General features: G+C 63.7%; 23 protein-coding genes and 1 pseudogene. 10 read left to right on the top strand and 14 right to left on the bottom strand.

Annotated elements, in window-relative coordinates:
• On the top strand, window positions 1-383 hold a 383-nt coding region (locus FOY91_RS02315), incomplete at its 5' end, for a transposase (RefSeq protein ID WP_203234466.1).
• Window positions 384-544: 161 nt separating this feature from the next.
• Here the strand turns inward: FOY91_RS02315 and FOY91_RS02310 are convergent.
• Window positions 545-697 (bottom strand): annotated as a pseudogene (locus FOY91_RS02310) (transposase); the annotation flags it as partial.
• Window positions 698-915: 218 nt separating this feature from the next.
• Between FOY91_RS02310 and FOY91_RS02305 the strand changes: the two are divergent.
• The 3 genes from FOY91_RS02305 to FOY91_RS02295 all read left to right on the top strand — a co-directional run bounded on the left by FOY91_RS02305 (window position 916) and on the right by FOY91_RS02295 (window position 3,156).
• The gene (locus FOY91_RS02305; protein WP_145147710.1) at window positions 916-1,212 is read left to right on the top strand and encodes a hypothetical protein; all 297 of its coding nucleotides are present in this window, start codon (window positions 916-918) and stop codon (window positions 1,210-1,212) included.
• A 335-nt stretch (window positions 1,213-1,547) separates the two neighbouring features.
• A complete protein-coding gene (locus FOY91_RS02300) occupies window positions 1,548-1,784 on the top strand; it encodes a hypothetical protein (protein ID WP_145147708.1) in 237 nt (78 codons plus the stop codon).
• 221 nt (window positions 1,785-2,005) lie between these two features.
• Window positions 2,006-3,156, top strand: a protein-coding gene (locus tag FOY91_RS02295; RefSeq protein ID WP_420822851.1) for an IS3 family transposase whose coding sequence is annotated in 2 segments (ribosomal slippage) — window positions 2,006-2,270 and window positions 2,270-3,156 — 1,152 coding nt in all. Because the reading frame shifts where the segments join, the coding sequence is not laid out codon by codon here.
• A gap of 308 nt (window positions 3,157-3,464) precedes the next feature.
• Here the strand turns inward: FOY91_RS02295 and FOY91_RS02290 are convergent.
• The 3 genes from FOY91_RS02290 to FOY91_RS02280 all read right to left on the bottom strand — a co-directional run bounded on the left by FOY91_RS02290 (window position 3,465) and on the right by FOY91_RS02280 (window position 7,446).
• Window positions 3,465-4,472 carry a hypothetical protein gene (locus FOY91_RS02290; RefSeq protein WP_145147704.1) on the bottom strand — a complete coding sequence of 336 codons (1,008 nt, stop codon included), beginning with the start codon at window positions 4,470-4,472 and terminating at the stop codon, window positions 3,465-3,467.
• A 225-nt stretch (window positions 4,473-4,697) separates the two neighbouring features.
• Window positions 4,698-6,476: a GmrSD restriction endonuclease domain-containing protein gene (locus FOY91_RS02285; protein WP_162527101.1), complete on the bottom strand. Its 1,779-nt coding sequence runs from the start codon at window positions 6,474-6,476 to the stop codon at window positions 4,698-4,700.
• 577 nt (window positions 6,477-7,053) lie between these two features.
• A complete protein-coding gene (locus FOY91_RS02280) occupies window positions 7,054-7,446 on the bottom strand; it encodes a hypothetical protein (RefSeq protein ID WP_145147691.1) in 393 nt (130 codons plus the stop codon).
• A 105-nt stretch (window positions 7,447-7,551) separates the two neighbouring features.
• Here FOY91_RS02280 and FOY91_RS22745 point away from each other — a divergent pair, with 105 nt between their 5' ends.
• Entirely contained in the window at window positions 7,552-8,499 is a 948-nt protein-coding gene (locus FOY91_RS22745) for a site-specific integrase (RefSeq protein ID WP_145147688.1), read from the top strand.
• Window positions 8,500-8,917: 418 nt separating this feature from the next.
• On the opposite strand, the gene FOY91_RS02270 is transcribed toward FOY91_RS22745, so the two are convergent.
• From FOY91_RS02270 to FOY91_RS02240, 7 genes are all read right to left on the bottom strand, one after another.
• Window positions 8,918-9,295 (bottom strand): hypothetical protein, encoded by a 378-nt coding sequence (locus tag FOY91_RS02270; RefSeq protein ID WP_145147685.1) that lies wholly within the window; start codon window positions 9,293-9,295, stop codon window positions 8,918-8,920.
• Window positions 9,292-10,068, bottom strand: coding sequence for an SDR family oxidoreductase (locus FOY91_RS02265; protein WP_145147683.1), 777 nt, complete (start codon window positions 10,066-10,068; stop codon window positions 9,292-9,294). Before FOY91_RS02265 ends, FOY91_RS02270 begins: the two co-directional genes overlap by 4 nt.
• The gene (locus FOY91_RS02260) at window positions 10,068-10,799 is read right to left on the bottom strand and encodes an alpha/beta hydrolase (RefSeq protein WP_145147681.1); all 732 of its coding nucleotides are present in this window, start codon (window positions 10,797-10,799) and stop codon (window positions 10,068-10,070) included. The genes FOY91_RS02265 and FOY91_RS02260 overlap by 1 nt, the downstream gene beginning before the upstream one ends.
• Window positions 10,796-11,779 (bottom strand): VOC family protein, encoded by a 984-nt coding sequence (locus FOY91_RS02255; protein ID WP_145147679.1) that lies wholly within the window; start codon window positions 11,777-11,779, stop codon window positions 10,796-10,798. The genes FOY91_RS02260 and FOY91_RS02255 overlap by 4 nt, the downstream gene beginning before the upstream one ends.
• Before the next feature lie 19 nt (window positions 11,780-11,798).
• Window positions 11,799-12,644: a fumarylacetoacetate hydrolase family protein gene (locus FOY91_RS02250; protein ID WP_145147677.1), complete on the bottom strand. Its 846-nt coding sequence runs from the start codon at window positions 12,642-12,644 to the stop codon at window positions 11,799-11,801.
• Window positions 12,645-12,783: 139 nt separating this feature from the next.
• A complete protein-coding gene (locus tag FOY91_RS02245) occupies window positions 12,784-13,566 on the bottom strand; it encodes an SDR family NAD(P)-dependent oxidoreductase (protein WP_145147675.1) in 783 nt (260 codons plus the stop codon).
• A 28-nt stretch (window positions 13,567-13,594) separates the two neighbouring features.
• A complete protein-coding gene (locus FOY91_RS02240) occupies window positions 13,595-15,280 on the bottom strand; it encodes a class I adenylate-forming enzyme family protein (RefSeq protein WP_238995186.1) in 1,686 nt (561 codons plus the stop codon).
• Window positions 15,281-15,413: 133 nt separating this feature from the next.
• Here FOY91_RS02240 and FOY91_RS02235 point away from each other — a divergent pair, with 133 nt between their 5' ends.
• From FOY91_RS02235 to FOY91_RS02215, 5 genes are read left to right on the top strand one after another with little or no spacing between them, the layout of a single operon-like run.
• Window positions 15,414-16,616, top strand: coding sequence for an acetyl-CoA C-acetyltransferase (locus tag FOY91_RS02235; protein WP_145147673.1), 1,203 nt, complete (start codon window positions 15,414-15,416; stop codon window positions 16,614-16,616).
• 56 nt (window positions 16,617-16,672) lie between these two features.
• A complete protein-coding gene (locus FOY91_RS02230; RefSeq protein ID WP_203234465.1) occupies window positions 16,673-18,844 on the top strand; it encodes a 3-hydroxyacyl-CoA dehydrogenase NAD-binding domain-containing protein in 2,172 nt (723 codons plus the stop codon).
• Entirely contained in the window at window positions 18,841-19,998 is a 1,158-nt protein-coding gene (locus tag FOY91_RS02225; RefSeq protein WP_145147671.1) for an acyl-CoA dehydrogenase family protein, read from the top strand. Before FOY91_RS02230 ends, FOY91_RS02225 begins: the two co-directional genes overlap by 4 nt.
• A 9-nt stretch (window positions 19,999-20,007) precedes the next feature.
• A complete protein-coding gene (locus FOY91_RS02220) occupies window positions 20,008-20,865 on the top strand; it encodes a MaoC/PaaZ C-terminal domain-containing protein (RefSeq protein ID WP_145147736.1) in 858 nt (285 codons plus the stop codon).
• Between the two features lie 22 nt (window positions 20,866-20,887).
• The gene (locus FOY91_RS02215) at window positions 20,888-21,610 is read left to right on the top strand and encodes a dienelactone hydrolase family protein (RefSeq protein WP_145147669.1); all 723 of its coding nucleotides are present in this window, start codon (window positions 20,888-20,890) and stop codon (window positions 21,608-21,610) included.
• 1 nt (window position 21,611) lies between these two features.
• Here the strand turns inward: FOY91_RS02215 and FOY91_RS02210 are convergent, their stop codons facing one another.
• From FOY91_RS02210 to FOY91_RS02200, 3 genes are read right to left on the bottom strand one after another with little or no spacing between them, the layout of a single operon-like run.
• Window positions 21,612-22,754 carry an epoxide hydrolase family protein gene (locus tag FOY91_RS02210; protein ID WP_238995185.1) on the bottom strand — a complete coding sequence of 381 codons (1,143 nt, stop codon included), beginning with the start codon at window positions 22,752-22,754 and terminating at the stop codon, window positions 21,612-21,614.
• A 5-nt stretch (window positions 22,755-22,759) separates the two neighbouring features.
• On the bottom strand, window positions 22,760-23,542 hold the full coding sequence (locus FOY91_RS02205) for an SDR family oxidoreductase (RefSeq protein ID WP_145147665.1): 783 nt from the start codon (window positions 23,540-23,542) through the stop codon (window positions 22,760-22,762).
• Complete coding sequence (locus tag FOY91_RS02200) at window positions 23,539-24,540, bottom strand: zinc-binding dehydrogenase (protein WP_145147663.1); 1,002 nt, start codon at window positions 24,538-24,540, stop codon at window positions 23,539-23,541. Before FOY91_RS02200 ends, FOY91_RS02205 begins: the two co-directional genes overlap by 4 nt.
• Window positions 24,541-24,739: the final 199 nt, after the last annotated feature.

Genomic DNA, 24,739 nt, shown 5'->3' with positions numbered 1-24,739 from the left:
TATGCTCGCAGGAGGGAAAGGCGGCCGGCCTCGTCCTGCCGTTCTGCAACACCGACACAATGAACCTACACCTGGCGGAGATCGCTCTGCATGTCGCCCCCGGCGCCCACGCCGTGGTGCTCATGGACCAGGCCGGCTGGCACCTGACGCCGAAGCTCGAGCTTCCCGCCAACATCTCGATCGTAGCGATCCCATCGAAAAGCCCGGAGCTCAATCCCCAAGAAAACGTGTGGCAGTTTATGCGCGACAACTGGCTCTCGAACCGCGTGTTCGGCTCCTACGACGAGATCGTCGACCATTGCTGCGACGCCTGGAACAAGCTCGTCGAGCAACCCTGGCGCATCATGTCGCTCGGCCTCCGCGTTTGGGCCTGTGGGCTCTGATCACTGAATCTTGGTATGAGATGGGAAATTTGACAAACGCCTTTTATCGCGAACCTTATGTCTCACAAGGCCACGTCGTCGGCATCAGATCCTTCGTTGCAAGGCCGCAGCTTCTTCAGCCGTCGGTTTTCGTCCCCCAACGTGCGCAGCCGCGCCGCCTACGACACCGTCATCCCGCCGTACTTCGCCTTCCAGTTGTAGAACGTCGCATCGCTGATCCCATGCTTCCGGCACAGCCCGGTGGTCTTCACCCAATCCTCATGCTCGCGTAGCACGCCAATGGTCTGATCCTCGGTAAAACGGCCTCGACGCATCGCTCGTCTCCATCTGACGAGCTAACTTACCAATGGCATGATTTTCGGGGAGCAGGTCATCGGCCATCGCCAGCTAACCTTGATAGGCCACACCAAAGTTGCGCTTTCTTGTCACTTTCTTGCCTATTTTGGCATATTCGTGCTGCTAGAAGCCACCCGTATGCCAAGGTAGCATCTGCGAGACCTGTCTCGACCAATGTCGGTCACAGGAGACGAGCGTGACTTCCCACGAAAATATCACCCAATTAAAGCCTCAAGTACATCTTTTTCAGGTCAGCGTCGGTGGTGGATACGGCGGGATAATGGTGTTCGCGCATGATGTGCGTGAGGCGATCTTGTTTGCGTCGGAGGAGGTCCAGACCGTTGCTCCCCCTGCACCCACGTTCGTGTGGGATGCGACAGCGGAGTGGCTCGATCTATCGCCCTCGGTAGCACGGTTCACACGGGAGAAGCTCGATGCCCGATTTACCGGTATAGCGACATTCGATGCCGAGGAGGGCTGGCAGGCGAACTAGGCGGCGATGGGGCGTGGCTCGGACCTGAAGCCGGCGTGGGGGCGCATCGTGAATCATCGCCACCGTTTAGCAGCCACGCCTATCGCCGGCGATGCGCGGAGTTCGCTGTCGGATTGAGGTTTTCGGCTGGCACGCATTTTCGTCAGATTGCATGTGCAACTTTCCTACGAGGGGGCGCCATGCCGCCGCAGGATACAGTGATCGGCTCGGCTCACAGAGAAGAGGCTCGGTATGCTTCGCGTCGCACATCCCTTTGTCAGGCTCGAGCCCCCTCTTTGATATGGTTCTACGACCCGGTAAGATAGCGCAGCGCCAGCAGTGGCATGGAGGCACCGATGTCCGATTCATCCCACCAGCCAGACCCTCCGCGTGGTTACGAGCCGTTCAATCTGGAGGCAGAACTCGCACGCAGCGATCGCAGGCGAGCCATGACGGATCGAATGTGGGATGAGATTGAGCGCGCACCCCAGATCAAGCTACCTTCGCCGCTGTTTCACATCATGGTAGGCATCACCCTGGGGGTTGCGCTGATGGCTGCTGGAGCGGCGACGGTGTGGCTGACTAGCTCGTAGCGTTACGTCATCCGGTCGAAAGATGATGAGCGCAACCGGTGAGGCAAACCGAGCCCTCTGATGCTTGTCTACGGACCGGATCGCCGCTGCCAGTGCAATCCTTCCACCTCGTTGATGAGGACCCGAGCGCCCAAGCTCGGTGCCGCGCAGAGCCGTATGGCAAACAGATTGGACTTGCCCCGGAAAAGTGGAGAGTTCCCTTGAGATGAAAGGCGAACTCGATGACGAGGCAACGACGGTTTACAAAGGAATTCGAGGACGAGGCGGTGCGGCTGGTGGCGACCAGCGGGCGCACGCAGCGCGCGGTAGCGGATGATCTCGGCGTTGGTCTGTCGACGTTGGTGCGCTGGATCGGCCGTCGGCGTGACCGGCTGTCGCAGATGCCTGGCGAAGCGCCGCAGGCGGATATGGCTGCCGAGCTGAAGCGCCTTCGGCGGGAGAACGAAATCCTCCGGCAGGAACGCGATATACTGAAGCGGGCGACTGCTTTTTTCGCCCGGGAGGGAAGTCGATGAGGTTCGCGCTCGTCGATCAGGCGAAGAAGGAGTTCCCCGTACACCGCCTCTGCCAGGTGCTTGGCGTCAGCCAGAGCGGCTATTTCGCCTGGAAGGACCGGCCCGCCAGCCGGCGCCAACGCGACGACATGGTGATGCTGGCGCATGTCCGTTCGGCGTTCGCGCTGTCGAACGGCACCTACGGCAGCCCGCGCATGACGCGCGAGTTGCAGGATGATGGCTTCGCGATCGGACGCAGGCGCACGGCGCGGCTGATGCGCGAGAACGGCCTGCGTGGTCGGCAGAAGCGGCGGTTCAAACGTACGACCGACAGCGAGCACAGCTGGCCGATCGCGCCGAACATCATCGACCAGGACTTCACCGCGACGGCGCCCAACCAGAAATGGGGCGTGGACATCTCGTACGTCTGGACGCGGGAGGGATGGCTCTATCTGGCCGTGGTCATCGACCTGTTTTCGCGCCGCGTCGTCGGCTGGGCGGTCGGCGACCGCCTGCATCGCGACCTGGCGCTCGCTGCCTTGCGCAAGGCCCTCGTCATGCGGCGTCCGCCCGAAGGGCTCATTCATCATTCGGACCGCGGCAGCCAATACTGCTCTGTGGACTACCAGGCCGAGCTGCGCCGCCACCGCATCCGCATCTCCATGTCAGGCAAGGGAAATTGCTACGATAACGCCATGGTCGAGACGTTCTTCAAGACGATCAAATCCGAACTCGTCTGGCGAACCGTCTTCTACACCCGCGCCGAGGCCGCCCAGGCCATTGCCCGCTATATCGACGGCTTCTACAACCCCGTCCGGCGCCATTCCGCGCTCGACTACATCAGCCCCGCGCAGTTCGAACGAACCGCGTCACGCTGAGCAAATGCCTCTCCACTTAAGCGGGGCAAGTCCACTAGGCTGCACTGTGTGGACGACCTTTGCCGCCAACTTACGTGCCGGGACATGCGTTTTACCCTCTAGAGGCGCCTCACCGTTACCCTCTAGAACTTCGACAGGAAACGTCAGGAAAGCCGCTGGCTTCAACCTTCTTTGCTTGGTCCTATAGCTGCCGTAACCAGCTTCGCTGGTAAAGGACGAAAGCCGAGAAGAGGCGCTGGGCGCCTCATCAGCTTTCTTAAAAAAAAGATGATAATCCTCCGGCGAGTCCGCGAAGCCGCCTTACGGCGTCAAATCAAGGTGAGCCGGCTCGCATCGACCACACGGCCGGCGTCGATCGCCTCCTCTGGGTCGAAAGGTGTCCACAGCGGGGGAAAGCCTTTGGTCTCGAACTGCTTGGCCCTTGCCCGGTCCGCAGTGACGCGGCCTTGCAGCGATGCGCGATCTTGCCACTGATGCCGGCGATGCTGGATCAGCCAGTCCGCGACGTCCACTGCTCGAAGGTTCGGTGTAGTCCAACGGTGAAGCCATTCGCACAGCCAGACGTCGGCAATGAATTGACAGGACGACAGGGGTAGGCGGGAAAGGCTGCGCGGTGCCTGAGGCAACAGCCGCTCCCGTTGTAGAACCTCGACGCGACGGTCGCGCTCTGCGATCGCCGCGCCAACGTAAAGCGGATCGACCCGCCCAGATCGGTATCCCCTGCGACGGCTCCTCTTCTTGTAAGTGGCGTCCCGAGCGCGTTCGCGGGCCTGACGCTCGCTTCGCAGCTTTTTCACCAGCTCCGCATTGGCGTCCTCAAAATCACCGTGTTGGAGGATCGCGTGTCTGAACCCGTGAGGAGAGCACGATATAAATGCGTTATGCTCAGGATCGCCCTGCGCAAACATCCTCTCGTTCGACAAGTCGAGAAGGGCCAAACCGTTTTGAGCGACAGATATTCGCTCCGCGACTATCATTTTGCAGGCAGATCTCGCTTTGCATCGGTAACAGCGGCTCTGGTACGGTTTCTTTGTTCTTTTGTTAAAGTCATATTCATATTTACGGAAGCGAACGAAAGGAACGATTTGGCCGAAACAAGCTGAAGCTACTGCTCGTGCGACCGCTTTTAAATTTCCACGGCCATCTGTCTCGATGTCATCGGCAGTAAGCTTAGTAATCCCATCAATCTGATAGGCATATTTCCGATAATCATATGGCTTCTTATTGACCCACCATCGGACTCTATCTTCAAAAGACAGCGTTTCAAGATAGATGTCGAGTGGCTGCGCCTTCTTGATTTCTGATCGTTTTGGCATCTCTGATCGGGGCTTGTTGACGATGGTGGGGGGCTATCACATGACTTATGCAGCTTGCGCAATCGTTTGACCACGATGTGCCGACCAGCCCTTCGCATGCTCGCTGGTCAACGCCTTGAACCTGAAAGTGGCTGACGCATGATGCTGGGCGGCGACGGAGTCTGTCGCGCTCATCACGATCGAGACGGCCGCAGCAAGGTGCCGCCGCCTCGAGTTGGAGCGCTGTCAGGCTGCGGCACGGTTCGGCGGCGGCGAGCGATCCTCAATGATGAGAAACCGCCTAAGTGCCGCCCGCATCAGATCCTCACGTGCGTCGATGAACTCCAGTAGCGCTTCGGGATGCCAGAGCTCGGCGTCGTCAGGGATCATATGCTGCTCGAGATACGCGGGGTCGCGAGTTTTGAGCCAGGTCTCGAACGCAGTGTCCGATTTGCCGAGATTGTCATGATCGACCAGCAGCTGGAGATTGCCGATCCGGTTAGCGGCGGCACGGATGCGTTCGATCTTGGCACCCGGCACGCCGCGCTCGCGTAGCACCTTCTCGCTAAGCAGCGCCTGCGGGATGATGTGATCGACATGATATCGTGCGGTACGGCTGGTCTGGCCGTCATAGAGCATGGCCAAGGCGAGATAGCAGTGTCGTTGGCCATAGTTCACGTCGAGCAGCTTGCGGACGCCCTGGTCGTCGAACGCGATCGGCCGGCTCCGGCGGGTGCGCATGTCGTCGGCAAGGCGCTGCAGGGGAAAGTCACGGGATGTTCGCAGTTCGTTGCGGATTACCTCGCGGCATAGAGCCATGGTCTGGTCGGAATTGCCGCCAAACGCACCGTTGAATAGCGAGCTGAACAGCCAGCGCCGGATGCGCTCGCGGTTGACGACATCGAAGGCCGAGGTGCCATCGAGCGGATGCCCACCGAGCCTCGAGATGTAATAAGCGATCGGGATGATCGCGTTGGTGCTGGAGAGCAGCGACGCATCGAGACCGAAACGCGCGGCCAGTGCCACCGCGGCTTCGAGTGAGGAACGGATCAGCGACCAGCTTTGCCTGATCACCGCCATATTGTGCGCGGTGAAGTTGGCGACGTTATAGACCACGGGCAGGTCGGGGATAACGAGGCAGGCGCGCATCACCGTGTCCTTGTCGAAGGCGAACTCGCGGCCCATGTCGCGATTGAGCCGCTTCACCAGCCCGAGGATTTCCTCGCGAACATACGACTCGCCCCAGGTTGTTTCGATGACCGCCATCAGCAGGTCGGATTTTGACAGCTTCGTGCCACCTTCGTTGGCCCGTATGAAGACACTGAGCACGCGGTCGAGATCCTGGAGATGCTCGGTATAATAGGAGATCGGCTGCTCGCGCCAGACGAGGTCGTGCAGCCGTCCGAGGCTCTGCTCGGCGATCTCGAGTTGGGCGGCGGTGACACGCTCGTGGACTGCGCCGAGCAGCTGATCACGGTAGGCCGTCAGCCGATCCCCGGCTTCGAGATCGAGGATGTCGCCGATCTTCATCCAGAGGTGCTTGGCGTCGTTGCGTGGGGCGACATCGGAGAAGCGGAAGGCATAGCGGTTCGCCGTGATCTCCTCGTCCTCATCAATGTCTGCGGGATCCTTGAACAGGTCGAGATAGAGGTGGTGTGCACGATAGCTGGTCGCCTTCTCGCGACGGCCATAGCGCTCGCGCTGCGTATAGCTGCCACGCAGGCCGATGAGCAGAGAGGTCAGCCGCTGCTGCCCGTCGAGCACGAAGACGACACTGCGACCGTCCGGCTGGACGGTCTCGTTCCAGCTCTCACCCTGCCGGTGCTGCTCCTGGAACTTGTAGATCGCCCACCGCCGGCGGTTCTCCGGCTCCACCTCCCAGAACAGGAAGGAGCTGATCGGGTAGCCCTGCATCAAGCTGTCGAACAACTCGATGATCGCCTCGGGTTTCCAGACATAGGGGCGCTGGATCGCGGGAAGGAAGAGCGACTGGTTGATACGGTTGAGGGCTTCGGCGATCGTCATTGACTGGTAGCTCATGCGTGCGCTCCATGAGAGGCACACCACCGTTACCGCTACCGCTACCGCTGGTGCCGCCCCGATTGATTGAGAGGCGGCACCCGAAACCGGGAGTTGAGAACCCACAGGAACCTACGGGCGCGAGCGCCTTTGGACCCGAAGGCCTTGGACATACGCGCCCGCCTCCCGGTCGAATGGGTTCGACCAGGGCGGTTCCTGAAAGAGGTTCTCACGCCTCTACCTGTGGATTTGGCCACGGGCGGGTTGGGTCATGCCGTTCCCCGCCGCACGATGCAACCATGGTGTGGATCACCACTCACCCGGCTCGCCTAGGAGTGGAAGTCCTAGATGGTGGGGAAAGGCTCGACCCGGATGAAGCCTATCCGCCGGTAGCTATTACGCTTGAAGCCATCCTCTGACATAACGAGATGCAAGCTGAACCCATAATCATATGGATAGGAATCAGCACAATGTTGCCTCATGGTTGTTCAAATCAATGAGAGGACCAAGGAGATTGCCATCATGAATCGTAGCATCTCTTTAATTATAAAGAAGCATATTAGTTATTTATGTCCTTAGTTGACTAGTCAGTAGATATGTTATCTATAGAGATATTTTCAGGTGGAAAGTCTATTCGCTGCCAATCGATACAGATCGTCTGCATAGCTGATACGCATTCATGGGCGACAAGTACGGCATTACGATCTTCGCTTTTCAGTTCGGGAGACAACAGAACCTCCTCAAAATGTCTCTGCAGTTGGGCGATGTCAAGATTGGTTTCCTTGTTTTCCCTCGACCAGATAATGAAATCTAGCTCGGGAGATAAGATAGAGAATGTTATCTGGAAGGCGGACATGATAAAGAGACGCAATGATACAAGAGGGACGTACCCAGACATCGGCAGGATTTGATCACTGCCCATCTTAAACACTGGAAGATAAGGACTCTGACTGATCTGCGTTTCGTTCTGACCCATGGTTTAATCCTCGGACTTGAACCCGGAGACACCATTGTCCCGCGAGTTGCAGTACATTTGCCGCCGGATAGGGGTCATGTCGCTTGGCAGATCGGTATGTGATAAATGCAGCAACTCCGGGTACAACGCCACGGTGACAAAGCCGGAACGGATATGAACGACGGTTGTAAGAGCAGTATATTGGCTGGAGAGATCCAGGCCTGGTTGGCCGAAGCCCATAAAAACCTTCCCCAGAACAGCTGGCGGGCGCTTCGATCGGACATTCGCCTGTTTGGCGACTGGGCCAATAGGAACGGCTTCAAGGTCATGCCTGCCGATCCGAGCGCAGTAGTATCGTTTCTGCGTCACAAGGCTGATGAAGGGAAGTCTGCGTCAAGCCTGGCGCGAGCTGCAAGTTCGATCAGTCGCCTGCATCGCATGGCGGGATTGCCATCACCGGCTTTAAGTTCCGACGTAAAAAATGAGCTCGGGAAACTGCGGGGTCGTAAGACGCCTGGACTTAGCGGTAGTTGGCCACTCCGTCTGCGCTTGCCCGAGGGAGAGCTGAAAGACCCAACCGGAATTTCTATTATGCTGCTTAAGCCGCGACTAGAGAGGCCTCGAGATTACCGGAATTGGGCGTTGATCATAATGGCGTACGTTACTCAATTGTCTCGAACCAAGCTCCTGGCGATCAATTGGGAGGATCTGGAGGAAAATGAGAACGGGTCTACTTTATTATACGTAAGGGATCAGAGAAACGGGGCGAGGGTACGTGCAATTATTCTAGGACCGAACGTGTCCCAGGTTATCAAATCGTGGAGGCAGATGTCCAACTACAAGTCTGGTCCGGTTTTTCGGAGGTTTTCGGGCAAGAACCCATCTGGTTCAAATATGTTGTTAGACGAGCGTTTGTCGCCGCAGTCGGTAAATTTGATATACCAATCGATGGTTGATAAACAATTCTTTGACATTCCTGGCAGTCTGAGGGGGATGAAGCAAGAGACATTCAGAGAGTGGCAGAAGCGTATCACGTCTCGGTCAGTACATAAGGGTCGAATATTAGATATATAAATATTTATCGGTGTTGGCCGGTGCTAAATGTGGTACTCTTTTAATCAGACTTCAGTCCGTGCATCGCGATACCAAGAAGCAAGTCTACTCTTATTCGGTTGACAATACAGAGGATTTTACCTTTAGATTGGATGTTAAACGACTGCCTTAGTTGTATGAAATGCTGCTTATGCGTCGAAGAAATTGGTTAGTAGCTGATCACGGCAAGCAATTTAACGCGGCAACGTTCAATGTTGGTTGAAGACGGCAATCGAGTTTTTCTTCGGATCACCGCATTTCAATGGGATGGGAGGCTTTCTATGTCACTACCTTCGCGGGGAGAGACAGTGGAATATTGACTTTGGCGCATACGCACGGACTCAATGATCCACGCAATCGCACCCGGTAAAGCTCGCGTCCGGATCCAACGAGCAGCGCCTCAGCGGCAGTCGGCCACGAATCTCGCATCGAATTCGTCGCGATTCTTGTCGGCGAGGATCGCCTCGTCGGTCCGGCCGCAGGTCGGGTTGTTCGGCGGGCAGATGCGCTCCCGCGATTGCGGCGGTTCCATGACGGCGTGGCCGGTGTGCGCGAAATAGATGAACTTGCGATAGGCGGTCGGCACGTCCTTCTCGCGACCGCGCACCTCGCCGCAGATCACGCCTTCGTTATTGATGTGCCACGCACGGAACCGTGCGGTGGCCGGCGCCGCGAGATGGCGCGTGACGGCGAATTCGGCCGCCTTCTCCGCGGAGTCGCAGCCGGTGAGGCCGGCAAGCAGCGACAGCGTGGCGACAAGGCAGGTGCGCGGTGTCAAATCGATAGCCCGCCTTCGATGGGGATCACCGAGCCGGTGACATAGGCGCCCGCGCGCGAGGCGAGATAGATCGCGGCGCCCGCCACGTCCTCGGCCAAGCCGGTGCGGCAGCGCGGCACCATCCCGACGACCATCTGGCGCATCTCGTCGGAGGTGATGACGGTCATGTCGCTCTCGAAGAAGCCAGGGGCGATGACGTTGACGGTGATATTCTCCGGCCCGAGCTTGCGCGCGAGCGACTTGGCCAGCCAGTGGATGCCGGCCTTCGAGGCCTGATAGGCATAGACCTCGCGCGGGCCGATCTTGAGCGCGCCGACCGAGCCAATGTTGATGACCGTGGCCGGATGCTCGGCGGTGGCGGCGGCGCGGAGCAGCGGGAGGAAACGCTGCATCGCGAAGAACGGGCCTTTCAGGTTCAGGTCCATCACCTGATCCCAGCCTTCCTCCGGATAGTCGTCCAGCGGCGCGTCGGCGATGGTGCCGGCATTGTTGACGAGGATGTGGAGCGCCGGCTCGCGCGCGGTCACCTCCGCCACCAGCGCCGCGATACCGGGCAGGGTGGAAAGATCGGCGGGCAGGGCGATCACGGTGCCGCCGGTGGCAGCGGCGATCTCGTCGGCCGCCGCGCGCACTTTGGCCTCCGTCCGCGCGCAGAGGTACACTCGGGCGCCGGCGGCGGCGAGGCCGGTGGCGATATGGCGGCCGATCCCGGCGCTGCCGCCGGTCACGACGGCGACGCGGCCCCGGATCGAGAACAGGCTGGCGATATCCATTAACGCCCGCCCGCGATCTCGAGGATCAACGCGACGGTGCCTTCGGGATCACCCACCAGCAAGGCATGGTCGCCGGGGTGATCGTGGACCGGCCATCCGAGCGCGCGGGCGCGTTCGTGCATCTGGCCCATCACGGTATCGGCGGCAGCGATATAATCGACGGGCTGGGTGATCTTCTCCGCACCGACCGGGATCAGGCTGGAGGTGGCGCGCATCGGCTGATCGGTCAGGTTGGTGAGCAGCCATGCCTGACGTTCGGCGCTCATCAGATGCGGATGCTCCCTGGCGGCGGCGCGCTGCATCTCGTCCACGCCGGAACCGATCGGTCCGTCGCCGGCCTCCAGCATCGCATCCAGCCCGGCGAGCTGGTCCTCGGGAACATAGCCCATCAGCGATCCGGTGCGCTCGCCCGAATGGGGCACGATCGCATCGAGATAGATCACCCGCGTCACGCGATCGCCGACCTCGGCCAGCACACCGGGGGCGACCGTGCCGGAATAGCTGTGCGCGACGAGGACGACATCGCGCAGATCCTCAAAGCGGAAGACGTTGACGATGTCGCGGACGTGCGTGGCATTGCCCACGTCACGGCCGATCAGATGCGCGCGCTCCCCGAAGCCGGTGAAGGTGGGGGTATGAACCTTGTGCCCCCCGGCTTCGAGCAGGTCGCGGACATATTTCCACGTCCAGCCGCCCATGCCGCCGCCGTGAAGAAGGACGAACGTGGTCATGGTCGGGTCTCCTGCGGCGCGGCGTTGTCCGCCGGCTCGAAGTTCTGGATGAATTCGGGATCGGGGTTCGGCCCCCACAGGAACATGCTGTCCTCCGGCGCGTGGTTGGCCGAGGGCCAGTCGACGTCGTGGGGGATGAAATCCATGTCCGCCGAATATTCCGAATAGCTGCCCCACGGATCGCGGACATAATAGAAGTAGTTCGCGCCCAGCACATGCTGGCCGATGCCCCAGCCGCGATCGTAGCCGGCCCGCGCCATCGTCGCGCCGCCCAGCCCCACTTCGGTCACCGAGCCGACATCCCAGCTGTTATGGTGCATCCCGCGTCGATCGGACAGGACCAGCGCGAGCAGGTGATGGTCGCTGCCGTGGACGCCGTGGAGGAAGGCGACGGCCGGCTCGCTCTTGTCCGAAAGGCGCAGGCCCAGCGTGCGCTCGTAGAAGTCGATCGCGGCGTTCACGTCGGTGGTGAACAGCGCGAAATGCGACAGACGGCGCGGGTGCACCGGCGGCGCCTTGGAATTGAGAACCGCGCCCGACACGCCCGGCGCGGCACTCGCGAAGGTGAAACGGCTCTTTTCGGCGGGGCTTACCTTGTCGGCGACGCGGATGTTGACCGGCAGCCCATCGAACCCGTCGAACCAGAAACCGTCCGGATCGGCGTCGTCAGGCGCCGCGATGGCGCGCACGCCCTGCGTGACGAGGTGGGCGCGAAACGCCACCATCTCGTCGGTGAACACACCGAACGAAAGATAGCGCAGTCGCTTGGCCCCCTCGCTCTGGATCAGCGTCGCCCAGCGGTGCGGGTTGCCCTTGGCATAGAGTTCGAGCGCGCCGCCGCTGTCGCGCACTTCCAGCCCGAACCGTTCGTAAAATCGCCGCGCTTCGCCCAGATCCGGCACCGCGAGAGCAAAATGATCGATGGAGTGGACGCCGAGCACGTCGGCCCGCCGCCCTTTCCTGCCGTCGTTCGCATCCATCTCCGTCTCCCTCGCGGTATCAGGCGGCCCTGATCGGGTTGACCAGCAGGCCGACGCGCTCGATCTCCACCTCCACCGTGTCGCCGTCCTTCATGAACAGCGGTGGCTTGCGCGCGAGGCCGATGCCCGAGGGCGTGCCCATCACAAGCACGTCACCTGCCTCCAGCGTCATGAAGGTGGAGAGCAGCGCGATCGTGGTCGGGACGTCGAACACCATGTCGCTCGTCGAGGCGCTCTGCACGACCTGACCGTTGAGCCGCGTCTCGATCTTCAGGCCGGCGGCGCCTGCCGGCAATTCGTCCGGCGTAACGAGCCACGGGCCGAAGGCGCCGGTGTCGTCGAAATTCTTGCCGACGGTCCATTGCGGCGTCTTCATCTGGTAATCGCGCACCGAACCATCGTTGAACACCGAATAGGCGGCAACGTGATCGAGCGCCTTGTCCTCGGCGATATCCTTGCCGCCGGTGCCGATCACCGCGATCAGCTCGCCCTCATAGTCGAGCTGGTCCGAGACGGTCGGCTTGATGATCGGCGCGCCGTGGCCGATCAGGCTGGAATTGAAGCGGCCGAAGATGGTCGGAAACTCGGGCACCTGAAAGCCGCCCTCGGCGGCGTGATCCTTGTAGTTGAGGCCGAGGCAGACGATTTTCGGCGCCTTCACCAGCGGCGGCAGGAAGGTGAGGTCCGCCTCGTCGACCGCTTCCCCGGCCGCTGCCGCCTTTGCCGCGATGGCCAGCCCGACGCCGCCGGCGATCAGCGCGTCGAGATCCGTCACGCCCGCGTCGCCGAACACGGCGCGAACACCTTCGGCAGTCGACACCGCGACGCCGATCCGGCCGTCTTTGGAAACCCTTGCCACGCGCATGTTCAGACACTCCTCACTGTCGGACGGGCGATGAAGTCAGCCCGGACCGGTCATCTCGTTATCACTTCGAAGCGATGGCATGCCGTGTCGTCTCTCCGCCCCTGTCTTTGGTTAGGTAGCCCGAACGGACAGGCGGCCCTCAGGCGCTGGCCTTCTGCCCGGTGCCGCCGCCGCTGGCGGGCATCAGCATGTTCGACATGCCGCCATCGACCAGCAGATCGATGCCGGTAATATGGCTGGCATGCGGCCCGGCGAGGAACAGGATGGCGCTGGCCACCTCCTCCGCCGTGCCCAGCTTGTGCAGCGCTATATTCGCCTCGCGTCGGTCCCGCTGCTTCTGGTCGGCATAGCCCGCCGCCGTCATCGGCGTATAGGTGGGGCCGGGGGAGACGGTGGCGCAGCGGATGCCGTCCGCCCCCCACTCGATGCTCAGTTGCCGAACCAGCATCAACAACGCCGCCTTGCTGGATGAATAGAAGCCGAGCGCCGGCGTGGGCTGGGTCGCCGACATTGAGCCGGTGGCGATGAACGCGCCCCGGCTTGCCTTGAGATGGGGGTAGGCCGCCCTGGCGAGCAACCAGGTGGCGCGCGTATTGATCGCGAACACGCGGTCGAAGCTCACCACGTCCAGTTCGGCCAGCGCCCCGCCCGAGATCACCCCGGCGTTGCTGACGACGGCGTCGATACCGCCCATATGCGCGACGGCTTCGGCGACGATACGGTCGCCGGCGTCGGTTTCCGCCAGATCCACCATCGCGGTCGCGGCGGCATCGCCGATCTCGCCCGCGACGGCGGTGAGATTGGCGGCGTCGCGATCCACCAGCAGCATCCGGTGTTCGCCGGGAATGATCGTGCCCGCCGCGAGCAGTCGGGCGCAGGCGCGGCCGATGCCGCTGGCCGCACCCGTAATCACGAAACGCATGGGATTTCCCCTTGTCATCCTGCCCCGGTCAGTCCCGCAGGCCAAGCTCGTCCATCAGGGCGCCGCGCAGCCTGAACTTCTGGATCTTGGACGCCGACATCGGCCACTCCTCGACGAAACGGATATGGCGCGGCACCTTGAACGACGCCAGCCGGGCCTTGGTGTAGGCTATCAATTCGGCCGGATCGACATCGGCCAGCCCGCTGCGCTCGACGAAGGCGGCGGGGATCTCGGCGAGGCGCTCGTCGGGTACGCCGACCACCTGCGCCAGCCGTACGCCCGGATGGCTCGTGAGCACCGCCTCCACCTCCGCCGCCGCGACATTCTCGCCGCCAACCTTCAGCATGTCCTTGAACCGGCCGTGGAACATGTGATGGCCGCGCTCGTCCATCGAACCGATGTCGCCGGAATGATACCAGCCATCGGCATCGATCGCCTCCGCCGTCTTCGCCGGATCGCGATAATAGCCATCGAACAAATTATAGCCGCGGATCAGCGTCTCGCCGCGCACGCCGGGCGGCACCTCCTCGCCCGTCTCGACGTCGATGATCTTCATTTCCACCCCCGGCAGCGGATAGCCGAGCGTCTCGAAACCGAGCGCCGGGTCCATGTCGTAACCGCCGGTGGTGACGATACCGGCGGCTTCCGTCATTCCCATCGTGCCGACCTGAAGCATGCTCGGCGCCTTCTCCCGATACGCCTGGCCCACGCGATCGGGCATGAAGGCGAAGCAGCTGTTTTGCAGCCGCACCGAACTCATGTCCGCCTTGTCCCAGTCAGGATGCGCGATCATCGCCTGATGGAAGGTGACGAACGGCAGGAACATCATCGTCACCCGCTCCGCCTCGATCTGGCGCAGGCTTTCCCCGGCGTCGAAATGCGGCTGGCCGATGAAGGTGCCGCCGACATCCATCGCCCCCAGCATCGCCAGCATCGCGGCGACATGGAACAGCGGCAGCGGCGACCACGCGCGCTCGTCCGGCTGGAAGCGCCAGCGGTAGCGCGCGATGTTCGCCGCCTCGCGGGTGATCGCCTCGTGGCTGATGAGGCACCCCTTGGGATTGGCCGACGTGCCCGACGTGTAGAGGATCATCGCCGGCGCACGCACTCGCACGCCGACCCGCAGGCGGTGGATCTCGGCCGGTGTCACGGTGGCGGCGGCGGTATCGAACATCGCCTGATCGACGAAACCCGGTGCCTGCCTGCCGCCGAACAGGACCATCCGCCGCATCTTCGGCGCACCGGCGAGGTCGAGCACGCGGGGGACGGGCTGGTCGCCCAGATCGTCGAACGCCTCGTTCAACCGGGCGGTGAAATCGACATGCTCGTTCGCCTCGTCGCTGGTGACGAGCGCCGCCAGATCGGCATTCTCGATGACGTAGAGCATCTCGGGCGCCTTGTAGCGCGCGTTCATCAGCACCGAGACCGCGCCGAGCATGGCGTTGGCGAACAGGGTTTCGACGAACTCAATGCCGGAGGGCAGCAACACGCCGACATGATCGCCCGGTTGCACCCCCAGCCCGCGCAGGCCGCGGGCGCGGTGCATCACGCCGGCCAGCAACGCATCGTAGCTTTTTCGACCCTCGGGAAAGACGAGCGCCTCGCGGTCGGCCGCGCGATCCCACGCCTTCATCAGCAGATCGCCCAGCGTCGTGGCGCCTACCCTGATGGCGGAAACGTCTTCGCCCGTCGTGCCCACCCGCTTCCGCTCCAATCCCGTGTCCTGTCCGCTCAAGTGGCGCGACGGGTGGCCGCCCGCGCCTCTCGTTCGGTAGGTGCGGACACGGCGGGCGGACGGGAAAGGACATAGACGAGCACATGAACTTCGCTGCTGGGACGAGACAGCCATGGAAGCCTACATCTACGATCATGTCCGCACGCCGCGTGGCAAGGGCCGACCGGACGGCGCGCTGCACGAGGTCACCTCCGTCGAGATGGTGACCCAGCTGCTGAAGGCGCTGAGGGAGCGCAACGACCTCGATACCGCGCTGCTGGACGACGTCATCATCGGCATGGCGCAGCCGGTGGGCGAACAGGGCGGCGTGCTGGCGCGCGCGGCCGTGCTGCAGGCGGGCTATGCGCAGACGGTCGCGGGCCAGCAGATCCACCGCTTCTGCGCTACCGGCCTCGATGCCGTCAGCCTGATTGCGGCGCAGGTCCATGCGGGCATGATCCAGGCGGGCATCGGCGGCGGCGTGGAATCGATGAGCCGCACGGTAATGGGCTACGACTCGGGCGCGTGGACGTCCGATCCGGCGGTGGCCTTCGCCAACTATTATGCGCCGCAGGGCATCGGTGCCGACATGATCGCCACGCTCGACGGCTACAGCCGCACGGATGTCGACAACTTCGCGGTCGAAAGCCAGTATCGTGCCGCCGCCGCCTGGGCCGAGGGCCGCTTCAAGCGATCGATCGTGCCGGTGAAGGATGTGATGGGCGAGGTGCTGCTCGACCATGACGAGCATATGCGGCCCGGCACCACCGTGGAAAGCATGGCCAAGCTGAAGCCGGCGTTCGAGGGCTTCGGCAAGGGCGGCTTCGAGGCGGTGGCCAAGGCGCGTTACCCCGAGATCGAGGAGCTGAACTACGTCCACCACGGCGGCAACAGCTCCGGCATTGTCGACGGATCGGGCATCGTGCTGGTCGGCTCGAAGGAATTCGGCGTGAAGGCCGGCCTCAAGCCGCGCGGCCGCATCCGCAGCTATGCCAACATCGGCTCCGAGCCGACGATCATGCTGACGGCACCGGCCGCCGTATCGGAAAAGGCGCTGAAAGCCGGCGGCATGACGAAGGACGACATCGACCTCTGGGAACTGAACGAAGCCTTCGCCAGCGTCGTGCTGCGCTATATGCGTGACATGAACATTCCGCACGACAAAATCAACGTGAACGGCGGGGCGATCGCAATGGGGCATCCGCTCGGCGCGACGGGGGCGATGATCCTCGGCACCGTACTCGACGAGCTGGAACGCCGCGATCTCGAAACCGGCCTTATCACGCTTTGCGCCGCCAACGGCCTCGGCACCGCCGCCATCATCGAGCGCGTGTGAGCGCGCGCTGCCATAACGAGCGCGTCTGAGCGCCCCTAGCCAAGAGCGGGAACATCATGCGACACCTGAAGATCGAGAAAGCCGAAGACGGCTTCGCCACCCTAATCCTCGACAATGCCGACGAGTCGATGAACGTCGTCTCCGATGCCTTCATCGCCGAGATGGACGAGGCGATCGGCCGGTTAAAGAACGACGTTGAGGTGAAGGGGGTGATCCTCACCTCCGCCAAGAAGGCGTTCATGGCCGGGGCGGATCTGAAACAGCTGGTGCAGGGCTTCGGCAAGCTCAGCGTGAAACAGGCCTATGAATTCTCGCAGGCCGCCACCGCGATGCATCGCGCGATCGAGCATTCGGGCAAGCCGTGGGTGGCGGTGATGGGCGGTCTCGCGCTCGGCGGCGGGTTCGAGCTGGCGCTCGCCTGTCATTATCGCATCCTCGTCGATGATCCGAAGGCGGTTGTCGGCCTGCCCGAGGTGAACGTCGGTCTGCTGCCCGGTTCGGGCGGCACCGTCCGTTTCGCGCTGATCGCCGGGGTGAAGACGGCGGTGGAGTTGCTGCTGTCCGGCCGGGCGGTGGCGCCGGCCGAGGCGCTGAAGCTGAAGATCGTCGACGAGGTGGTACCCGCCGCCGCGCTGATCGATCGGGCGCGGGCATGGTTGACGACGGCGCCGGACCCGGTCAAGCCGTGGGACGTGAAGGGCTGGCAGCCGCCGCAGAAGAAGGGGCTAACGATCCCCGAGGACTCTATGGCGTGGATGGTCGGCGCCGGTTCGATCGCGAAAGCCGGTTACAATCTGCCGGCGCCGCGTGCGATCCTGTCCTCGATATTCGAGGGGATGCAGCTGCCGTTCGACAAGGCGCTCTCGGTCGAAGGCAAGTATTTCGCCCGGCTGCTGACCGATCCGGTCGCACGCAACATCATCCGCACCACCTTTTTGTCCAAGCAGGCGGCCGAGAAGGGCGCACGCCGCCCGGCCGGCGTGCCGAAATCCGAGGTGAGGAAGGTCGGCGTGCTCGGCGCCGGCATGATGGGCGCCGGCATCGCCTATGTCTCGGCCAACGCCGGGATCGACGTGGTGCTCATCGACCGCGACGTGGCCACCGCCGAGAAGGGCAAGGCCTATTCCGCCAAGGTGACCGGCAAGGCGATCGAGAAAGGCACGCTGGCGCAGGACAAGGCGGACGCGCTGCTCGCACGCATTACCGCCACCGACGACTTCACGCTGCTCGACGGCTGCGACATGATCCTGGAGGCAGTATTCGAGGACACCGCCATCAAGGCCGAGACGACCCAGCGGGCCGAGGCGGTGATCCCGGTTAGCGCGGTGTTCGCCTCGAACACCTCCACCCTGCCGATCGGCCAGCTGGCGCAGGCAAGCCGGCGGCCGGACCAGTTCATCGGCATCCATTTCTTTTCGCCGGTCGATCGCATGGGTCTGGTCGAGGTCATCATGGGCCGCAAGACCAGCAGCGAAACGTTGGCGAAGGCGCTCGATTACATCGCCCAGCTTCGCAAGACGCCGATCGTGGTCAACGACAGCCGCGGGTTCTACACCAGCCGAGTGTTCCAGACATTGATCCATGAGGGCGGGGCAATGCTGGAGGAAGGCGTGCCGGCGGCGGTGATCGAGAATGCGGCCAGGGCGGTCGGCATGCCGGTCGGCCCGCTGGCGCTGCTGGACGAACTGACCTTCGACCTGCCGCTGAAGATCGTGGATCAGGCGATCGCGGAGGAGGGTGACAAATATGCCCCCCCGGCCGGCGTGCGGACCCTGCGTAAGATGCGCGACGAGCTTGGCCGGTCGGGCCGAAAGTCGGGCGGGGGCTTCTACGATTATCCCGAAGGCGGCAAGAAGGCATTGTGGAAGGGGCTGGGCGAGCATTTCCCCGTCCAGGGTAGCTACGACATCGATGCGCTGAAGCGCCGCTTCCTCTACGCGCAGGCGATGGAGACGGCGCGCTGCCTGGAGGAAGGCGTGCTGGAAACACCGCAGGACGCCGATCTCGGCGCGATCTACGGCTGGGGTTTTCCGGCATGGACGGGCGGCACGATCAGCTTCATCGACACGGTCGGCATCGCCGATTTTGTCGCGGAGGCGGACCGACTGGCGCAGCGCCACGGCCCGCGTTTCCTGCCGTCGCCCTGGCTGCGCGCCCGGGCGGAGAGGGGCGAGCCGTTCTACGCCGATGCGGTGCCCGCATCGAAGGAAGAGCTGGTCGGCGCATGAAGCGGCTGATCTTCGATCCGGAGCACGAACAGTTCCGCGATACCGTCCGGCGCTTCATGGCGACGGAGGTGGGCGCGCACGCCGAACAGTGGCGTGCCGATGGCATCGTGCCACGCGACATCTACCGCAAGGCGGGCGCCAACGGCCTGCTGTGTACATGGGCGGACGAGAAATATGGCGGCGCCGGCATCGCCGATTTCCGCTTCGAGCAGATCATCATCGAGGAGAACATGCGCCACGGCGACGTGGGTTTCTACATCAACCTGCACAGCGATTTGGTCGCGCCCTATGTCGCAAAGCTCGGCAACGACGAGCAGAAGGACCGGCTGATGCCGGGCATCGTCTCCGGCGAGAAAATCCTGGCGGTGGCGATGACCGAGCCGTCGACCGGCTCGGATCTGGCCGGGATGCGGACGGGGGCCGTCGACAAAGGCGACCACTGGCTGCTGAACGGCGCCAAGACCTATATTTCGAACGGTATCCTCGCCGACGTAGTGGTGGTGGCCGCCCGCACCGATCCCAACTCGCGCCACGGCCTCGGCCTGTTTCTGGTCGAGCGCGGCATGGAAGGGTTCGAGCGCGGCCGCAAGCTCGCCAAGATGGGGCTGAAGGCGCAGGACACCGCCGAGCTGTTCTTCAACGACGTAAAGGTTCCCAAGGCCAACGTGCTGGGCGATCCCGCCTCGGGTTTCAGATATCTCGCGCAATTCCTCGCGCAGGAACGGCTGGTGGCGGCGATCGGCTTCATGGCGACGGCGCAGACCGCGTTCGACATCACGCTCGATTACGTCAAGGAGCGCAAGGCGTTCGGCAAGCCGATCGGTGCGTTCCAGAACACGCGGTTCAAGATGGCCTCGATGCGGGCGGAACTGGATGCGATCCAGACCTATGTCGATCAGGGCGTGTTGCTGCTAAACGCGGGCGAGTTGACCGCAGAGGATGCCTCCGCCGCCAAACTGCTGTCGAGTGAGCTGGAGGGCCGGGTGATGGACGAATGCGTCCAGCTGCACGGCGGCGCGGGGTACATGGAGGAATATCGGATCAGCCGCATGTTCACCGATGCCCGCATCAGCCGCATCTTCGCCGGCACGTCGGAGATCATGCGCGAGATCATCGGCCGGTCGCTTGGCCTCGACGAACGCAAGATGAGCTAGGCCGTGGCGATGCTCGATGTCGGGCGGTTGCGCGCCTATGCCGTGCCATCGCACCGCGACAGCTACGATCCGCGCGACGTGATCCTGTACGCGCTCGGCACGGGTGCGGGCTTGTCGGACACGGTCGAGGAGACGGGGCTGCTGTTCGAGCGACGACTGAAGGCGTTGCCGACGATGGCGCTGGTGCTCGGCACGCCGGGGTTCTGGGCGATGGACCCGAAGACGGGACTCGACTGGCGATGCATACTGCACGGCGAGCAGACGCTGCGGCTGGCCCGCCCGCTCGCCTCGGACGACGAACTCGCCGGCACCACGGAGGTTGGCGACATCGCCGACAAGGGGCTAGGCAAGCCCGCGCTCGTCCGCGTGCGGCGCACGTTGCGCTCGCTCGGCGGCACGATCGTCGCCGAGATGGACGAGACGTGGGTGCTGCGCGATGCCGGCGGTTTCGGCGGGAAGCGCGGCCTGCCGGGGCCGGCGCCGGCGGCTCTGCCCGAACGGGCGCCCGATGCGGCGCTGGACCTGCCGACCGCGCGCAATCAGGCGGCGCTCTATCGCCTGTCGGGCGATCGCAATCCGCTGCACATCGATCCTGAGACAGCAAGGGCGGCCGGGTTCGATCGACCGATCCTGCATGGCCTCGCTACGCTCGGGCTGGCGGCACGAGCGATCGTGCATCTGTGCTGCGATGGCGATCCCGATCGCCTCTCCGCCGTCGCGACCCGCTTCACCGCGCCGGTATTGCCCGGCCAGACGATCCGGACCGAAATCTGGCGCGAGGATGGCGGCATCCAGTTCCGATCGCGCGTGGCGGACGTGACCGTGATGACGGGCGAGGCAACGATCGACAGTTTCGCGCCTTTGTAACCCCGAACGGGCTGTGGCGAGGATGACGATGCCGGGCGAATGCTGGACGTATCGGGATGGCGATCTCATCCTGCGTGGCGAACTCCATCGGCCAGCGCGGGCGAATGGCCGCGCGGTGCTGGTGGTGCACGAGGCGGATGGGATCGGCGGGAACGTCCGCCGCCCTTGCGCGCGGCTGGCGGGGGTCGGGTACATCGCCGCCCCCGCCGACATGCACGGCGAGGGCAGGGTGCTGGCAGGTGACGCGATGATGGCGGCGGTCCGTGCATTCCGAGCCGATCCCCCCCTGCTGCGTCGGCGCGTAAGGGCGGCGTTCGACGCCTTGTGTCTGGTCGAGGGCGTCGCGGCCGGGCGAGTGGCGGCAATGGGCTTCTGCTTCGGTGGCACGGCGGTGCTGGAACTCGCGCGAAGCGGCACGCCGGTGGCGGCGGTGGCGAGTTTCCACGGGCTGCTGACGACGGACGCACCGGCGGTGGCCGGTGCGATCACGGCGCGGGTGCTCGCGGCGACCGGCGCGCGCGATCCGCTGGTGCCGCAGGCCGACATCGCCGCTTTCCATCACGAGATGGATGCGGCCGGCGCGGACTGGCACCTGCTCGTCCACGGCCGCGCGCTGCACAGCTACACCAATCCCGACGTGGATGGGCTGGGCGATCCGCGCATGGCCTATGACGCGCCAGCGCAGCGCCTTTCGTGGGCGATGCTGGTGGCGTTCCTCGACGAGACGATGGGCGACGCCGCGTGACTCAGGCGAGTTGGCCGAAGCAGGCGCGCAGTTCATCCGCGAACAGCGCCGGCTGCTCGAACGCGGCGAAGTGGCCGCCCTTCGTTGGCTCGTTCCAGTACATCAGCTTCGGGTAACTGCGTTCCGCCCACCGGCGCGAGGGGCGGAAGATCTCGCGCGGAAAGATGCTGACACCGACCGGCAGTTCCAGCCGCTGCGCCTTGAACGCCTCGGCGCTCTCCCAATAGAGCCGACCCGATGAGGCGGCGCTGTTGGTCAGCCAGTATAGCGTGATCGCATCAAGCATCTCGTCGCGGGTCAGCGCGCTCTCGGGCGGGCCGTCGTTATCCGTCCAGGCGTGGAATTTCTCGTAGATCCAAGCGGCCTGGCCCACCGGCGAGTCCGCGAGCGCATAGCCGACGGTCTGCGGCCGGGTGCCCTGCAGCTTGGCATAGCCGCTGTCCTTCTCCTGATAGAAGGTCATGGCGGCGACGGTGGCCTGCTCGGCAGGGGTCAGGTTGGCGAAGTCACCCGCCTCCGGAAACACCAGCGGCATGTTCAGGTGGATCGCGGCACACTCCGGCGGGCGGGCCATGGCGATCGCCGTCGTGACGGCGGCGCCCCAGTCTCCACCCTGCGCGACGAAGCGACCATAGCCCAGCCGCCGCATCAGCGTGATCCACGCCGCCGCGATCCGCTCCACCCCCCAGCCGCTCTCGCCGGGCTTGTCGGAAAATCCATAGCCAGGGAGCGAGGGCGCGACGACGTGGAACGCCTGTTGCCCGGAGGCGCCGTACGCGGCCGGATCGGTCAGCGGGCCGATCGCCTTGAGGAATTCGAGCACCGAACCCGGCCAGCCATGCGTCAGGATCAGCGGCAGGGCGGCCGGATCGGGGCTGCGGACGTGGAGGAAGTGGATGCCCAGTCCGTCGATCGTCGTGCGATATTGCGGGATCGCGTTGAGCCGCGCCTCGCACGCACGCCAGTCGTAACCGTCGCGCCAGTAGTCGACGAGGCCGCGCATCGCCGCGATCGGCACGCCCTGGCTCCAATCGCTTACCGTTTGGGGCGTCGGCCAGCGGATATGGCCGAGGCGACGTCCCAGATCGGCGAGCGCCTCATCGGCAACCGCCACCGTGAACGGGTGGATGGTTTCGTCAGCCACGTCGGTCAGCCGCACCCGACGATGCCGCCGTCCACCGGGATCTGCGCGCCGGTGACATAACCGCCGCCGCGCGAGCACAGGAATACGACGATACCCGCGATATCATCCGCCCGGCCCAGCCGGCGCAGCGGAATATGGGCGAGCAGCGTCGGATCGACGCTCTCGTCCGCATCGCGCATGTGCGCCGTCATCTTCGTTGGAAAGAAGCCCGGGATCACCGCGTTGACGGTGATGTTCCGTTCGGCCAGATCCCCGGCCAGATCGCGGGTCAGCATGTGGATCGCGGCCTTGGAGGCGGCATAGCTGTAGGCGTTGAGCCGCTCCGTCCGGATGCCCGCGACCGAGCCGATGTTGATGACGCGGGCGGGATCGTCGGCGGTGCCGGCGGCGGCCAGTTCGGGCAGCAACTCGCGCACCATCGTGAAGGGGGTCTGCACGTTGACGGCCATCACCCCCGGCCACGCCTTGTCGGGAAAATCGTCGATCTTCCCGCCCCATGTCTTGCCGGCGTTGTTCACGAGGATGTGGCACGGGCCGACGGCATCGCGGTAGCGCGCGACCAGATCGACCGCCGCTTCCGGCGTGGAAAGATCTGCCGGCAGCGCCACGCAGCACCCGAGCGATGCCATCTCGTCGGCGGCCGCCTTGCAGATGTTCGCCTTGCGCGAGGTGATCGCGACGGTGGCGCCGGCGCGCAGCAGCCCTTCGGCGATCATCCGCCCGAGGCCTTGCGCGCCACCGGTGACGAGCGCCGACTTGCCCGACAGTTCGAACAGCGTGTTACTCACATGGTCACCACAATCTTGCCGAAGCTGTGGTTGTCGCGCAGGAACAGTAGCGCCTCCTTCGCCTCGGCGAGCGGGAAGGTAAGCTGGATGACGGGCTTAAGTTCGTGCTTGCCGGCAAAGTCCAGCATCTCGCGGAAATCCTGCGGATCGCCGACTTGGCTGCCGACGATGCTGGCGCTTTTCAGGAAGATGTCCGTTGCGTTGAACTTCACCTCGTTGCCGGCGGTGGAGCCGTAGATCACGATCCGCGCACCCGGATTGATCGCGCGGACATAGTTGGCGAGACTCGGGGAAGGCGCGCCATCGAGCACCACGTCGATACCGCCGGTGAGCTTGCCCACCTTCTTGCGCCAGTCTGGATCGGTGAACAGTAGGCCGCCCTTGGCGCCCATCGCATAGGCGCGCTCCAGCACGTCCTCGTTCTCGCCGGTGACATACACGGTGCAGCCGAGCGCCACGGCAAACGCCAAGCCGAAGGTGGCGACGCCGCCGCCGACGCCGGAGATCAGCACCGTCTCGCCGGGCCGAAGGCGGCCCTTGAACATCAGCGCACGCCACGAGGTAAGCGCGGTCAGCGGCATGCCGCCCGCTTCCTCGAAGCTCATGAACGCCGGCTTCGGCGCCAGATTTTCCGCCGGCACGCATACATATTCGGCGACGGTGCCGGGGAAGGGCATGCCGAGAAGCCCGAAATCGGCGGCCGGCGCGTGGCGGTTCGGTCCCCAGCCGCGGCCCGGGTAGATCACCACCTCGTCGCCCTCGGAAACGCCTTCCACGCCATCGCCGATCATGTCGACCACGCCGGCACCGTCGCAGCCCATCGTCGTGGGCAGCGTCATGCCGGGATACTGACCCTGCACGATGAACAGCTCACGATGGTTTAGCGATGCCGCGCGGACCGCGACACGGACTTCGCCTGCCGCCGGCGTCGGCGTTTCCACATCGGTGACGCGGACGTTCTCGACGCCTCCCGTCTGTTCGAGGAGCAATGCCTTCATCCTGAACCTTCCTGTCTGCCGCATCGTGCCGGACTGTCACCGGAGCATGAGACTTGGTCATCCGCATGTCGCCAGAACCTGCCGGGGGACAGGGAAGGCGAGACTGTTTCAACATTTCCCGGTCGTTCCACTACCTGTCGCGAGATAGGCCTTGGGGCTTGCATGGGCGTCGAAATCAGTAAATACCCCGTCGAATAAT

The organism is Alterirhizorhabdus solaris, assembly GCF_007785815.1.
In the GTDB taxonomy this organism is placed as follows: domain Bacteria; phylum Pseudomonadota; class Alphaproteobacteria; order Sphingomonadales; family Sphingomonadaceae; genus Alterirhizorhabdus; species Alterirhizorhabdus solaris.
Note: the sequence above shows the minus strand (reverse complement) of the source record. Positions and strands in the feature narration are given on the sequence as shown.

What these genes read in the sequence shown, in the direction of transcription:
- FOY91_RS02300 (WP_145147708.1), top strand. Translation starts at nt 1,548, where the DNA reads ATGTCCGATTCATCCCACCAGCCAGACCCTCCGCGTGGTTACGAGCCG.
- FOY91_RS02290 (WP_145147704.1), bottom strand. Translation starts at nt 4,472, where the DNA reads ATGCCAAAACGATCAGAAATCAAGAAGGCGCAGCCACTCGACATCTAT.
- FOY91_RS02285 (WP_162527101.1), bottom strand. Translation starts at nt 6,476, where the DNA reads ATGACGATCGCCGAAGCCCTCAACCGTATCAACCAGTCGCTCTTCCTT.
- FOY91_RS02280 (WP_145147691.1), bottom strand. Translation starts at nt 7,446, where the DNA reads ATGGGTCAGAACGAAACGCAGATCAGTCAGAGTCCTTATCTTCCAGTG.
- FOY91_RS22745 (WP_145147688.1), top strand. Translation starts at nt 7,552, where the DNA reads ATGCAGCAACTCCGGGTACAACGCCACGGTGACAAAGCCGGAACGGAT.
- FOY91_RS02265 (WP_145147683.1), bottom strand. Translation starts at nt 10,068, where the DNA reads ATGGATATCGCCAGCCTGTTCTCGATCCGGGGCCGCGTCGCCGTCGTG.
- FOY91_RS02260 (WP_145147681.1), bottom strand. Translation starts at nt 10,799, where the DNA reads ATGACCACGTTCGTCCTTCTTCACGGCGGCGGCATGGGCGGCTGGACG.
- FOY91_RS02255 (WP_145147679.1), bottom strand. Translation starts at nt 11,779, where the DNA reads ATGGATGCGAACGACGGCAGGAAAGGGCGGCGGGCCGACGTGCTCGGC.
- FOY91_RS02250 (WP_145147677.1), bottom strand. Translation starts at nt 12,644, where the DNA reads ATGCGCGTGGCAAGGGTTTCCAAAGACGGCCGGATCGGCGTCGCGGTG.
- FOY91_RS02245 (WP_145147675.1), bottom strand. Translation starts at nt 13,566, where the DNA reads ATGCGTTTCGTGATTACGGGTGCGGCCAGCGGCATCGGCCGCGCCTGC.
- FOY91_RS02235 (WP_145147673.1), top strand. Translation starts at nt 15,414, where the DNA reads ATGGAAGCCTACATCTACGATCATGTCCGCACGCCGCGTGGCAAGGGC.
- FOY91_RS02230 (WP_203234465.1), top strand. Translation starts at nt 16,673, where the DNA reads ATGCGACACCTGAAGATCGAGAAAGCCGAAGACGGCTTCGCCACCCTA.
- FOY91_RS02225 (WP_145147671.1), top strand. Translation starts at nt 18,841, where the DNA reads ATGAAGCGGCTGATCTTCGATCCGGAGCACGAACAGTTCCGCGATACC.
- FOY91_RS02220 (WP_145147736.1), top strand. Translation starts at nt 20,008, where the DNA reads ATGCTCGATGTCGGGCGGTTGCGCGCCTATGCCGTGCCATCGCACCGC.
- FOY91_RS02215 (WP_145147669.1), top strand. Translation starts at nt 20,888, where the DNA reads ATGACGATGCCGGGCGAATGCTGGACGTATCGGGATGGCGATCTCATC.
- FOY91_RS02200 (WP_145147663.1), bottom strand. Translation starts at nt 24,540, where the DNA reads ATGAAGGCATTGCTCCTCGAACAGACGGGAGGCGTCGAGAACGTCCGC.